The 11,930-nt window shown below is 72.3% G+C and carries 16 protein-coding genes; 4 read left to right on the top strand and 12 right to left on the bottom strand.

Annotated features, from left to right (window positions below):
- Positions 1-20: 20 nt before the first annotated feature.
- Positions 21-593: an RBBP9/YdeN family alpha/beta hydrolase gene (locus AC5WS8_RS06595; RefSeq protein ID WP_496102324.1), complete on the top strand. Its 573-nt coding sequence runs from the start codon at positions 21-23 to the stop codon at positions 591-593.
- 17 nt (positions 594-610) lie between these two features.
- Here the strand turns inward: AC5WS8_RS06595 and AC5WS8_RS06590 are convergent, their stop codons facing one another.
- Together AC5WS8_RS06590 and AC5WS8_RS06585 are read right to left on the bottom strand one after the other, a co-directional pair.
- On the bottom strand, positions 611-1,411 hold the full coding sequence (locus tag AC5WS8_RS06590; RefSeq protein WP_496102421.1) for a sugar phosphate isomerase/epimerase family protein: 801 nt from the start codon (positions 1,409-1,411) through the stop codon (positions 611-613).
- Positions 1,412-1,614: 203 nt separating this feature from the next.
- On the bottom strand, positions 1,615-2,655 hold the full coding sequence (locus tag AC5WS8_RS06585; RefSeq protein WP_496102323.1) for a LacI family DNA-binding transcriptional regulator: 1,041 nt from the start codon (positions 2,653-2,655) through the stop codon (positions 1,615-1,617).
- Between the two features lie 369 nt (positions 2,656-3,024).
- Between AC5WS8_RS06585 and AC5WS8_RS06580 the strand changes: the two genes are divergently transcribed.
- The 3 genes from AC5WS8_RS06580 to AC5WS8_RS06570 are packed head-to-tail and all read left to right on the top strand — an operon-like array spanning position 3,025 to position 6,157.
- On the top strand, positions 3,025-4,176 hold the full coding sequence (locus tag AC5WS8_RS06580) for a Gfo/Idh/MocA family protein (RefSeq protein ID WP_496102322.1): 1,152 nt from the start codon (positions 3,025-3,027) through the stop codon (positions 4,174-4,176).
- Positions 4,173-5,324 (top strand): dihydrodipicolinate synthase family protein, encoded by a 1,152-nt coding sequence (locus AC5WS8_RS06575; RefSeq protein ID WP_496102321.1) that lies wholly within the window; start codon positions 4,173-4,175, stop codon positions 5,322-5,324. The genes AC5WS8_RS06580 and AC5WS8_RS06575 overlap by 4 nt, the downstream gene beginning before the upstream one ends.
- A gap of 32 nt (positions 5,325-5,356) precedes the next feature.
- A complete protein-coding gene (locus AC5WS8_RS06570; protein WP_496102420.1) occupies positions 5,357-6,157 on the top strand; it encodes a sugar phosphate isomerase/epimerase family protein in 801 nt (266 codons plus the stop codon).
- 81 nt (positions 6,158-6,238) lie between these two features.
- Here the strand turns inward: AC5WS8_RS06570 and AC5WS8_RS06565 are convergent, their stop codons facing one another.
- From AC5WS8_RS06565 to AC5WS8_RS06520, 10 genes are all read right to left on the bottom strand, one after another.
- Positions 6,239-6,643 carry a gas vesicle protein K gene (locus AC5WS8_RS06565; RefSeq protein ID WP_496102320.1) on the bottom strand — a complete coding sequence of 135 codons (405 nt, stop codon included), beginning with the start codon at positions 6,641-6,643 and terminating at the stop codon, positions 6,239-6,241.
- Entirely contained in the window at positions 6,627-6,893 is a 267-nt protein-coding gene (locus AC5WS8_RS06560; protein ID WP_496102319.1) for a gas vesicle protein, read from the bottom strand. The genes AC5WS8_RS06565 and AC5WS8_RS06560 overlap by 17 nt, the downstream gene beginning before the upstream one ends.
- Positions 6,890-7,702, bottom strand: a complete 813-nt coding sequence (locus AC5WS8_RS06555) for a GvpL/GvpF family gas vesicle protein (protein ID WP_496102318.1) — start codon at positions 7,700-7,702, stop codon at positions 6,890-6,892. The genes AC5WS8_RS06560 and AC5WS8_RS06555 overlap by 4 nt, the downstream gene beginning before the upstream one ends.
- 5 nt (positions 7,703-7,707) lie before the next feature.
- Positions 7,708-8,301 carry a gas vesicle protein gene (locus AC5WS8_RS06550; protein WP_496102317.1) on the bottom strand — a complete coding sequence of 198 codons (594 nt, stop codon included), beginning with the start codon at positions 8,299-8,301 and terminating at the stop codon, positions 7,708-7,710.
- An 81-nt stretch (positions 8,302-8,382) separates the two neighbouring features.
- Positions 8,383-9,501 (bottom strand): SRPBCC family protein, encoded by a 1,119-nt coding sequence (locus AC5WS8_RS06545; RefSeq protein WP_496102316.1) that lies wholly within the window; start codon positions 9,499-9,501, stop codon positions 8,383-8,385.
- Positions 9,494-10,006: an ABC transporter substrate-binding protein gene (locus AC5WS8_RS06540; protein ID WP_496102315.1), complete on the bottom strand. Its 513-nt coding sequence runs from the start codon at positions 10,004-10,006 to the stop codon at positions 9,494-9,496. The genes AC5WS8_RS06545 and AC5WS8_RS06540 overlap by 8 nt, the downstream gene beginning before the upstream one ends.
- A 32-nt stretch (positions 10,007-10,038) precedes the next feature.
- Positions 10,039-10,302 (bottom strand): gas vesicle protein GvpG, encoded by a 264-nt coding sequence (locus tag AC5WS8_RS06535; RefSeq protein WP_496102314.1) that lies wholly within the window; start codon positions 10,300-10,302, stop codon positions 10,039-10,041.
- A 53-nt stretch (positions 10,303-10,355) separates the two neighbouring features.
- Complete coding sequence (locus tag AC5WS8_RS06530; RefSeq protein WP_496102313.1) at positions 10,356-11,066, bottom strand: GvpL/GvpF family gas vesicle protein; 711 nt, start codon at positions 11,064-11,066, stop codon at positions 10,356-10,358.
- Positions 11,067-11,074: 8 nt separating this feature from the next.
- Positions 11,075-11,512 (bottom strand): gas vesicle structural protein GvpA, encoded by a 438-nt coding sequence (locus AC5WS8_RS06525; protein WP_496102312.1) that lies wholly within the window; start codon positions 11,510-11,512, stop codon positions 11,075-11,077.
- Between the two features lie 35 nt (positions 11,513-11,547).
- Complete coding sequence (locus AC5WS8_RS06520; RefSeq protein WP_388994369.1) at positions 11,548-11,874, bottom strand: gas vesicle protein GvpO; 327 nt, start codon at positions 11,872-11,874, stop codon at positions 11,548-11,550.
- Positions 11,875-11,930: the final 56 nt, after the last annotated feature.

Raw genomic sequence — 11,930 nt, 5'->3', positions numbered from 1 at the left:
GGAGTTCGTACCATCGGCCCATGAGCGCCTACCTCATCCTCCACGGCTGGCAGAACCACCGCCCGGAGGACCACTGGCAGCACTGGCTGGCCGACCGGCTCACCGGACTCGGCCACCACGTCACCTATCCGCAGCTGCCCGACCCCGACGACCCCGAACTGGACGTGTGGCTCGCGGAGCTGGCCCGCTACCTCGAAGAGCTCCCCGGCGGCGCTGAACGCGTCGTCGTGGCCCACAGCCTGGCCGGCGTGCTGTGGCTGCACGCGGTCGCGCGGGGGGTGAAGGGCGTGGAGGTGGACCGCGTGCTGCTCGTGGCCCCGCCGTCCGCCTCCGTCCTCGCGCGGTACCCGGAGGTCGCCGCCTTCGCGCCGCCGCTCGACGGTCTGACGTCGCCCGCGCCCACCCTTCTCGTCGCGGGCGACGACGACCCGTACTGCCCGGAGGGCGCGAAGACGGTCTTCGGGGATCCCCTCGGCATCCCGACCGAGATCATCCCGGGTGCCGCCCACCTCGACCTGGACGCCGGCTACGGCTCCTGGCCCGCAGTCCTGGACTGGTGCCTGGACGGCTCCGCGAAGCTCACCGGTCGCTGAGGCCGGTCCGGGCGTCCCTACGCCGACTCGTTCAGCAGCCGCCGCAGATGCTCCCGCCCCGCGCCCAGCAGCTCCGGCAGCGGGGTCGCCGACTCGTACCAGCGCTTCTCGTACTCCCAGCACAGCCAGCCGTCCCAGCCGTGGCGGGAGAGGACCTCCACGCACTCGGCGAGCGGCAGCACGCCGGAGCCCAGCGGCAGCGGCGTCGTGTCGTCGGCGGACGCGATGTCCTTGACCTGGACGTAGCCGAGGTACGGGGACAGTGCCGCGTACGTCTCCTGCGGCTGCTCGCCGCCCAGCCAGGTGTGCATCACGTCCCACAGCGCGCCCGCGTGCCGGTGGCCGACCGTGCCGAGGACGCGCAGGGCGTCCGCGCCGGTGCGGTGCGAGTCGTGGGTCTCCAGCAGGATGCGCACGCCGGCGTCGGCGGCGTACTCGGCGGCGGTGCCCAGCCGCCGGGCGGCCGTGGCGTCGGCCTCCTCGGGGCTCTGCCCGGTGCCGGCGCCGGGGAAGACGCGGACGAAGGGGGCGCCCACGTCGTGGGCGAGGTCGAGCAGGGCGCGGATCTCGGCCAGGACGGGCGCGTCGTCCCCGGGCGCCGCCACGCGCGCGTACCCGGCCAGGCCCAGGATCTCGACGCCGGCCGCCTTGAACTCGGCGGCCGTGTCAGCCCGTTCCGTGGCACCGATACCCGGGTGGACGGGCTCGTCCGGATGCGCGCGCAGTTCGACGCCGTGGTAGCCGTGGGTGGCCGCGAGGTGGACCACGTCGGGTATGGGCAGGCCGGGGACACCGAGGGTGGAGAAGGCGAGCTTCATGCTCATCGACCCTACTGGGCAGCCAGGGGGAGCGCCCGTCGGCGACACCCGGGCGCGCCCGTCGCGGGGAAGCGCCCGCGGCCCCGGTCGGGCAGGCAGCGGCGGGACGTTCCCGTGCCCGCCCCACCATGCGGGCTTCCCGTGCCCGCCCCGTCATGCGGCGTTCCCGTGCCCGCCTCACCATGCGGCGCTCCCGTGTGCGCCTACCCCCGCGGCGCCCCCGTGGATCCCCGCACCATCAATTCCCCCCGCACCGTCGCGATCCCGCCCGGCGGCGGCTCCTCGCGCTCCATCGCGATGCGGCCCGCGCGTGCCCCCGCCGCCGAGAGCGGGAGGCGGACCGTCGTCAGGGCCGGTACCGCGTCGATCGCGAACGGGAGGTCGTCGAAGCCCGCCACCGACACGTCGTCGGGGATGCGCAGTCCGGAGTCCCGCAGGGCCGCGCAGGCGCCCAGCGCCACGGTGTCGTTCGCGGCCACGATCGCCGTGAGGGACGGGTCCCTGCGCAGGAGTTCGAGTGTCGCCTCGTAACCGGCCCGGCGGTCGTACCGGCCGTGCACCGTCAGCTTCGGGTCGTCCTCGATCCCGGCGGCGGCCAGCGCCTCCCGGTGGCCCTCCAGGCGGTGCCGCGTCGTCGTGCGCTCCTCCGGGCCCGCGATGTAGCCGAGCCGCCGGTGCCCGAGCCCGATCAGGTGCTCGGTGAGCTGCCGGCCGCCGCCCCGGTTGTCGAAGGTCAGTGCGATCGCCTCGGGTGCCGGTGGCCGGCCGCACAGCACCACCTTCGTCCCCGCCTCCGCGAGCTTGCGCAGTTTCGTGCCCACGGCCTCCACGTGTGCGCTGACCTCCACCGCGCCACCGGTCAGCACCACGGCCGCGGCCCGCTGACGCTGCAGCAGCGTCAGATACGTCAGCTCCCGCTCCGGCGAGCCGCCCGTGTTGCACACCACGGCGAGCCGTTCGCCGCCGGCCCGGCCGCCCGGGCCCCCTATCTCCGACTGGATCGCGCTCGCCATGATCCCGAAGAAGGGGTCGGCGATGTCGTTGACGAGGATGCCGACCAGGTCGGAGGTGGCCGCCGCCAACGCGCTCGCCGGGCCGTTGAGGACGTAGTCCAGCTCGTCCACCGCGCGCAGCACCCGCTCCCGGGTGGACGCCGCCACGGGATAGTTCCCGTTCAGCACGCGCGACACGGTGGCGGGCGACACCTGCGCGCGCGCCGCCACGTCCGCCAGGGTCACCGTCATCGTCGTCGTCCTCCGGTCGCGTGTTCTCGTCGTACCCGTCGTGCTCGGCGGCGTCCGCCGGTCCGTCCACCGACGTCGACCGACTTCCACCGAGATCCATCTACAGCTCTACAGACACCCGTGTACAGGCCCTCGGTTCGCCGTGTTCGACGGATCGACCAACTTCGCGCTCCCGGACCGTCCGAGTTCACGGCAACGTGTCCGTAGTGTCACGTCCTGTGACGTTGTATGTGGACACGTACATCTCGTCGTCGCCGCGGTCTTGTCCGGGCAGCCGAACAGAGGCTAGCGTCTCCTTCTGTAGAAAGCGCTTGCTGTCGCGCTCGTCGCCGAGCGTACGAGGCGCCGGACGCGTACGAAGGGATTGACGTGACACGCAAGACGGTGCGTATCGCCATGAACGGCGTGACGGGGCGCATGGGCTACCGCCAGCACCTGGTCCGCTCCATCCTGGCCCTCCGCGAACAGGGCGGCCTCGACCTGGGCCACGGCGTCGTGCTGTGGCCCGAGCCGGTCCTCGTCGGCCGCCGCGAGCACGCCCTGAAGGCGCTCGCCGAGCAGCACGGCCTGGAGCACTGGTCGACGGACGTGGACGCCGTCCTCGCCGACCCGGCCGTCGAGATCTACTTCGACGCGCAGGTCACCTCCGCCCGCGAGAAGGCGCTCAGGAAGGCGATCGCGGCGGGCAAGCACATCTACACCGAGAAGCCGACGGCCACGGGCCTCGAGGGCGCCCTGGAACTGGCCCGCCTCGCCCACCACAAGGGCGTCAAGCACGGCGTCGTCCAGGACAAGATCTTCCTGCCCGGCCTGCTGAAGCTGAAGCGGCTCATCGACGGCGGCTTCTTCGGCCGGATCCTCTCGGTCCGCGGCGAGTTCGGCTACTGGGTCTTCGAGGGCGACTGGCAGCCCGCCCAGCGCCCCTCGTGGAACTACCGTGCCGAGGACGGCGGCGGCATCGTTGTCGACATGTTCCCGCACTGGGAGTACGTACTGCACGAGCTGTTCGGCCGCGTGAGGTCCGTACAGGCCCTGGCGACCACCCACATCCCCCAGCGCTGGGACGAGAACGGCAAGCCGTACGACGCCACGGCGGACGACGCCGCGTACGGCGTCTTCGAGCTCGAAGGCGGCGCGATCGCCCAGATCAACTCCTCCTGGGCGGTGCGCGTCAACCGTGACGAGCTGGTGGAGTTCCAGGTGGACGGCACCGAGGGCTCGGCCGTCGCGGGGCTCAGGAAGTGCCGGGCGCAGCACCGCTCGGCGACCCCGAAGCCGGTGTGGAACCCGGACATCCCCGCCACCGAGGTCTTCCGCGACCAGTGGCAGGAGGTTCCGGACAACGGCGAGTTCGACAACGGCTTCAAGGCCCAGTGGGAACTGTTCCTCAGGCACGTCTACGCCGACGCCCCCTACCACTGGGACCTGCTGGCCGGCGCCCGCGGCGTGCAGCTCGCCGAACTCGGCCTGAGGTCCTCGGCCGAGGGCCGCCGCATCGAGGTGCCGGAGATCGCGCTGTGACCATCCACCTGCCCGACGCGAGCGGGCGGCTCAGGGCGTACGAGCCGCGCCGCGAGCCCCTCGCCGTCTCCACCGGCACGCCGTTCACCTCACGTACCGTCCTCTCCGCCGCGCACGTCGTCGCCGACCCGTACGCGGACGTGTCCCCCGACTCGCCCGCCGCCGTCGACTGGGACGCCACGCTCGCCTTCCGCCGCCACCTGTGGTCGCACGGGCTCGGTGTCGCCGAGGCCATGGACACCGCGCAGCGCGGCATGGGCCTGGACTGGGCGGGCGCCGCCGAGCTGATCCGCCGCTCCGCCGCCGAGGCGAAGGCGGTCGGCGGCCGCATCGCCTGCGGCGTCGGCACCGACCAGCTCACCGCCGGGTCCCTGGAGGAGATCCGCAAGGCGTACGAGGAGCAGCTCGCCGTGGTGGAGGAGGCGGGCGCGCAGGCGATCCTCATGGCGTCGCGCGCCCTGGCCGCCACGGCCAGGGGGCCCGAGGACTACCTGGAGATCTACGGCCACCTGCTGCGTCAGGCCGCCGAACCCGTCGTCCTGCACTGGCTCGGCCCCATGTTCGACCCGGCCCTGGAGGGCTACTGGGGCTCGAGCGACCTGGACGCCGCCACGGACGTCTTCCTCGAGGTCATCGCCGGTCATCCCGACAAGGTGGACGGGGTCAAGATCTCCCTGCTCGACGCCCAGCGCGAGATCGGCCTGCGCCGCCGCCTCCCGCAGGGCGTGCGCTGCTACACCGGTGACGACTTCAACTACCCCGAGCTGATCGCCGGCGACGAGAAGGGCTTCAGCCACGCCCTGCTCGGCATCTTCGACCCGCTCGGCCCGCTGGCCGCCGAGGCGGTACGGGTCCTGGACACCGGCGATGCGAAGGGCTTCCGGGAGCTGCTCGACCCGACCGTGGAGCTGTCCCGCCACCTGTTCCGGACCCCCACCCGTTTCTACAAGACGGGCGTGGTCTTCCTGGCCTGGCTCGCGGGCCACCAGGAGCACTTCACGATGGTCGGCGGCCTGCAGTCGGCACGCTCGCTGCCGCACTTCGCGAAGGCCTACGAACTCGCCGACGGCCTCGGCCTGTTCCCGAATCCCGCGTTGGCCGAGGCACGGATGAAGACGCTGCTGTCCCTGTACGGAGTGGCCCGGTGAGCGCGGCACCGGAGCGGTTCTCCATCAACCAGATGACGGTGAAGCAGCTCGGCATGCCCGAGCTGGTCGACGCCTGCCTGGAGTCGGGTGTCCGGGGCGTGGGCCTGTGGCGGGAGCCCGTCCGGTCCTACGGTCTGGAGGCGACGGCGAAGCTGGTCCGTGACGCCGGGTTGACGGTGACGACGCTGTGCCGGGGCGGCTTCTTCACCGCGATCGACACAGCGGCGCGGGCGCGGGCCCTCGACGACAACCGCCGGGCGGTCGACGAGGCGGCCACGTTGGGCACGGACACGCTCGTCCTGGTGTCGGGCGGGCTGCCGGCCGGCTCCAGGGACCTGCGCGGGGCGCGCGAGCGCATCGCGGACGCGCTCGCGGAACTGGGCCCCTACGCGGCCGGGCGCGGCGTGCGGCTGGCCATCGAGCCGCTCCACCCGATGTACGCCTCGGACCGCTGCGTGGTCTCCACTCTGGCCCAGGCGCTGGACCTGGCCGAGCGCTTCCCCGCGCAGCAGGTGGGCGTCACGGTGGACACGTACCACATCTGGTGGGACGACACGGCCCCCGAACAGATCGCCCGCGCCGGTGCCGGCGGCCGGATCCACACCTTCCAGCTCGCCGACTGGACCACCCCGCTGCCGGAGGGTGTCCTCAACGGGCGCGGGCAGATCGGCGACGGCGCGATCGACATGCGTGAGTGGAGGGGCTACGTGGAGGCCGCCGGCTACACCGGTGCCATCGAGGTCGAGCTGTTCAACGACGGGCTGTGGGCGCGCGACGGCCGGGAGGTCCTCGCGGAGACGGTGGAACGGTTCGTGGAGCACGTGATCCGGTGACGCGCCCTCGGGCGGGCCGGGCCCGGCCCGCCCAGGTGCTCCACGTGCTCTCACGCGCAGCGCAGGGCCCCGCAGGGGCTCTCACGGTGGGAGCAGCGTGCCCAGCGGGCCCAGGTCGATGTTGAGGTCGGCCATGGTCAGGCCGTACTGGTCGCACAGGTCGGCCATCTTGTCGTGCAGGAGCATCAGGGTCAGCCCGAGCCGCTCCTCCTGCTCCTCGCTCAGGTCGCCCTCGTCGACGCGGTGCAGGGCCTGCCGCTCCATCAGCTGACGCAGCAACTCGACGATGGTGAGGACCAGTTTGACGAGGTCACGCTCCACCGTCTCCGGGTCGGCGTGCAGACGGCGGGCGAGCTGCGAGCCCCGGCCGGCGGACGGCGGGGGGACCTCGTCCGGGCGGGCGGGCAGCAGCGAGAAGGCGCGGGTCGCGGCCTCGGCCACCTCCCGCAGCCGGTCGGCGTCCGCGCCGTCAGCCGGGCCCGTCACCGTGGCTCCCGTGGACGGGAAGCGCGGTGGGCCCCGGGGGCAGGAACGTCGACCATCCCTCGTCCAGCTCCTCGCGGACCGCGACGATCACCGCGCGCAGCGAGATCCGCACCAGGTCGACGTCGGCGATGGACAGCACGAGATCGCCCGTGAGCACCACACCGCCGCTCAGCAGCCGGTCCAGCAGGTCGATCAACGCCACCTGCGGCTGAGCGACCGGGCGGTCGTCGTACGCGTCGTACTCGCTCACCGCTGCCCGGCCCCTTCCGGCGTGTCGGGCGCGAGCGGCGCGGTGAAGGAGTACGGCGCCCACGGCCCGGTGACCTCCACGCGGATCCCGGGCAGGCCGTCGGCCGCGTGCAGCATCCGGTCGCGGAACTCCTCGGACCGCCGGCGCGGGACCAGATAGGCGTCGTTGGCGATGTTCTCGCCCGGCACGTGCGCGAGGCCCTCCTGCTGCGGCCGGTGCCGAGTGCGCTCCACCGCCAGGCCCCGGGCCTGCTCCTCGGTCCGTCGTACGGCCTCCTCGGCGGTCCGCCACGCGTCCGCGCGTGCCTGCCGCTGGTGCCGGCGGCTGCGCAGATACGCCCGGCCCGGGTTCTCCTCGCCCGCCGCGTCGCCGGTGGCCGCCTGGGCGGTCGGGGGCTCGGGCGGCGCCTCGACGTACACCTTCACGCCCCACTCCACGTGCTCGGCGAGCCGGGCGAGGAGCGCCCTGAACTCGTCCTGGCGACCGGCCAGCATCTCCCGTACCCGGCTCTCGTCCAGGTAGACGGTGGCCAGCCGCAGCGGGAGGACCGTGGTGCGCCCCGCCAGGGCCTCGATCACGAAGTGGTGCGCCCGGGCCGTCGCCTCCAGCCACCGCAGGTCCTCGAGACCCGCCTTCAAGGCCGCCTCCGAGAACTCGGCCGCGGGCACCGCGCTGACCGCGGCGGCCACCTCGCCGGAGCGGACGAGGGTGACGGGTGCGTCGGTCACGCCCCGGACAGCCGCGAGCGCCGTGTCCTGCACCGCGGAAGCGCCGAGCACGGCATACGCGTAGCACAGCTGCTCGTCCACCGTCCTCAGCTCCGGTCGTCGTGGTCGGCGTCATCGGTCCTGCGCCGGGTGCGCCGCGGCTCGGTGCGTGGCTTCCGTTCGGTGTGCGGCTTCCGTTCGGCGCGTGGCTCCCGTTCGGTGCGCGGCTCCCGTTCGGTGCGCGGCTCCCGTTCGGTGCGCGGCTCCCGTTCGGTGTCGCGGTCGCGCCGCCGCTCCCGCTCGGTGTCATGCTCCTCCCGCGGCCGGCCACGGCGGGCGGACCTGCCCTCGGACAGCTCGGGCGTCGGTGAGGCGGCCAGCTGTTTGCGCAGTTCCGCCACCTCGCCACGCAGCCGCTCGTTCTGCTCCCTCAGGTCGCGTCGGCCGTCGGCGCGGGAGGACAGCGCCGGGTCGTGCTCCCACCAGTCGATGCCGATCTCCCGGGCCTTGTCCACGGACGCGACCAGAAGCCGGAGTTTGATGGTGAGCAACTCGATGTCGAGCAGGTTGATCTTGATGTCGCCGACGATCACGATGCCCTTGTCGAGCACGCGTTCAAGGATGTCGGCCAGGTTGGCGCCGGAGGACCCCTGACTGTAGGGAGTCAGGGGCCGCGACGCGGGGACGGCGGGCTCGGACACGTCACACTCGACCTCGTTTCCCTGAGCACCCGACGTCGGCGTCGCGGAGACCGGGAGGTTCGCGCACCTCAGCGCCCGGAGCTATCCGCGGCGCCGACGCCCTTCGGGTGCCTCCCTCTCGTCGTAGCGGTCGTCGGGTTGCTCGTCTTCGTCCTCGTCCTCCTCCCACTCGTCGTCTTCCCCGGATGCGGGGTCGTCCTCGGATTGCCGGTCCTCTTCGTCCTCTTCGTACTCGTCCTCTTCGTCCTCGTCCCGGCGCCGCCCGCGGCCCTCCTCCTCTTCTTCCTCTTCCTCGCCCTCGCGGCGCTCCTCGGGTTCTTCCTCGCGGCCTTCCGCCTGCCCCTCCTCCGCTTCCTCGCGCTCCTCGCTCTCGACCTCCTCCGAGCTGCGGACCACCTCCCCGTCGCGGATCTCGCCGCGCCAGGCGCCGGTGGCCTCACCGCGGTCCATGACGAACGAGCGGTAGAGCTTGAGATCGAGCCGCGCCCGCCGCCCCTGGGCGCGCCACAGGCTGCCCGTCTTCTCGAACAGGCCCTTGGGGTAGTAGTGCAGGACGAGCAGCACCTTGGTGAGGTTGTCGCCGAGCGGGTGGAAGGTGACGACGCCCTTGTTCGTGCCCTTGGGGCCCTCAGTGGTCCAGGCGATGCGCTCGTCGGGCACCTGCTCGGTCACGATGCCCCGCCACTGGCGGTGTGACTTGGCGATCTTGACCTTCCAGTGGGTCGTGGTCTCGTCGTCCTGCCGGACGTCCTCGACACCCTTCGCGAACCGTTCGAAGTCCGGGAACTGCGTCCACTGGTTGTAGGCCTCACGCACGGGCACGCCCACGTCGACGTCCTCGACGATGGTCAGACCTCGCTGCGGTCCGCCGGCCTTGCCCTTGCCTCCTCCGCCCACCGCCTCCTTGGCCTTGCCGAGGAGCGTGTCCTTCGCCTGGGACAGCATCCCGCCCACCCCCGCGCCGTCGCCTCCGCCGCCGAGGAGCTTCTTGCCGCCCTTGAGGGCGAGCTTGGTCACCATGCCGGGACCGACGTGCGTCTCCGCGAGTCGGCGCGCTCCCTCGCCCAGTCGCTCGCCCATGCCCTCGAGCATCACCTGGAGCCGGGCCTGCAGGTAGTTCTCCAGCTCTTCCTTCAGCCGGTCCGCGCCAGGGCTCCCCTGCACCTGCTCACGAACCTTGTTGAGGGTGCCCTCAGCCATCGTCCGGCCTCCTCGATCGTGCGGACCCGCTTTTCGTCTTCTTCTCGCGCTCCTCGCTCCGGCGCCCCTGCCGCTCGCGGGTTCCGCCCCCACGCTTGCTCCGGCTTCCCCCGCCCCGGCCGCCTTCGCCCCGGCCGCCTTCGTCCCGGTCCTTTTCGTTCTCGCCTTCCTCCTCGCGGGCTTCCTCGTCCCGGCCGCGCCCGCCCTCGCCGTGCGCCTTCTCCTGCAGTTCCGCGGTGCGTTCGTGCAGGGCGTCGGCCAGACTCTCGGCCTTCGCCGACAGCACGGTGGTGGCGGCGGACTTGCCCGCGCTCGCCAGCTCGCCGCGCACCTGCCTGCTGACGTCGCCGAGGAGGGGGGAGTCCTGCAGCAGCTTGCCGACCCCTCCCCGCCTCATCCGCGACCCGGCCAGCGCCGCCCCGACGCTCAGGGCGAGCTTGCCCTTCTTCGTCCGGCCCAGCAGATAGCCGCCGAGGACAGCCGCGCCGATCTTGGCGTTGTTCATGGTTCCGTCCCTTTTCTTTCCTTCGCCGATCGTCACGGCCCGCCCTGTGCACGCCGCAGGTGGTAGGCCCTGATCTCCTCCAGGCGGTGCAGCAACGCCTCCTCGCGCCCCGCGAACTCCTCCTCGCCGATCCGGCCCTCGGTCCGCGCCTGCTCCAGGTTGATCAGCTCCTCCTGGACGGGAGCCGGGTCGTAGTACTCCTGCTCCGCGTTCTGGACGACCTTGTCGAGCACCCAGCCGATGCCCTTGAACGGGGCGAGCGGCAACCCCAGGATCCCCGTGACCAGTCCTCCCACAGCGCCTCCTCATGCCGTCCGGGCCGGTCGGTCCGGCCGGTCGATCGCACCGTTCAGGCGAAGCTGTACGGCGGCAGCGGCCCCCGTACACGCAGCTCGATGCCCTCTCCGAGGCGCTCGGCCAGTTCCTGACCGGTGCGCGTGAACTCCTCCGCCCGCTCGCCCTCCACCAGGAAGGACGCGTTGACGAAGTACTGCTTGGAGGCCGGGGACCCCTTCTCGGACAGCGCGAGTGGCCGCAGGGCGGCGACGACCTCCTCGGCCAGCGCGTCCTGACGGGTCTGTACCTCCTGGGCCACGAGTTGACCGAGCGCCAGCCGGTCGTCGTAGCTCCCGCCCTCGCGGGTCCGCTCGCTCAGCGCCCGCACCTGCTCGGACCCCTCCAGGACGGTGCGCAGCAGCGCGTCCTCCTGCCAGACGCCCTTGATGTTGAACTCCGCCCGCCCGGCGAGCTCGTCGAGCCGCCGGGAGAACTCCTCCGCCCGCGACTCCAGCACGGCGCGCACGGCGTCCTCGTCCTCCGCGACGTACCCGAAGCCGAGCGGCAGGATGCTGCCGCCCGCCCACAGACGTCCCTGGACCTCGTTGTGCGCCTCCAGATCCCGGCGCGCGACCGACAGGTCCGGGGGCGCGTCGCTGACGACGGCGCACAACGAGCCGCTGTGGACGGCACGCAGCTCGGCGGGGGCCTCACCCACGCCCTTGACCCCCTCCAGATCCAGCGGATGCGAGTCCTTGGTGATCGCGTACACGTACAGCGACATCGGCCCGCTCACTCCTCCCGGCCCTTCGAGGAACGGCGGCCCGAGTCGCGTTCGACGTGCTCGCGCTCCCTCTCGTGCTCCCCGTGCCCCTTCTGGAGCGACTCGGTGAACGCCTCGACCGCGCCGGTCAGCGCGCCCTTGCTCTTGCCGTGGGCCCCACCCTCGGTGACGCTCTGGGTGATGTCCGTCAGCGTCGCGGGGGCCTTGCGGCCGGACTCCAGGTCCAGCCGGTTGCAGGCCTCGGCGAAGCGCAGATAGGTGTCGACGCTGGCCACGACCACGCGGGCGTCCACCTTCAGAATCTCGATTCCGATGAGGGACAACCGCACGAAGGCGTCGATGACCAGGCCCCGGTCGAGGACCAGTTCCAGTACGTCGTAGAGGTTGCCCGAGCCGCCGCCGCCCCCGCCGGCCGGCGGCCCACCGCCCTGCGGCACTACAGTCACGATCTTTCCCTTCGAGCGAAGGGCGTCGGCCGCTGTCAGCGGCCCTCTTTGTCGACCTGCGCGCGGGTGTAGCGGCGTACGCGTTCGTAGCCCATCAGATTGCCCGCGGGGTCCAGAACGACCCTGTAGCTGGCCATGACGCTGCTCGTGTCCGGAACGCGCTCCAGCTCGAGGACCTCGATGAGGGCCTCCCAGCCCTGATCCGTCGGTCTCAGCGCCGAAACGGACTGAGGAGCCCGCCCGAGCAGCTCGGTGAGCTGCGCAGCCGCGCTCCGCATGGCCTCGGGAGCCGACGTTCGCTCCGGAGCGGACGCCTTCGGCGAGGGGGAGTCTGCCTTGTCCGGCTCACGGTCGTTCGTGATCCATCACCTTCTTCTCTCCCTCCATCATCGCCCCTGAACACAGCCCCTGCCAGTCA

This window comes from Streptomyces sp. PTL18 (assembly GCF_059510295.1).
The sequence above is the reverse complement of the archived record's forward strand: the minus strand, read 5'-3'. Positions and strand labels throughout refer to the sequence as shown.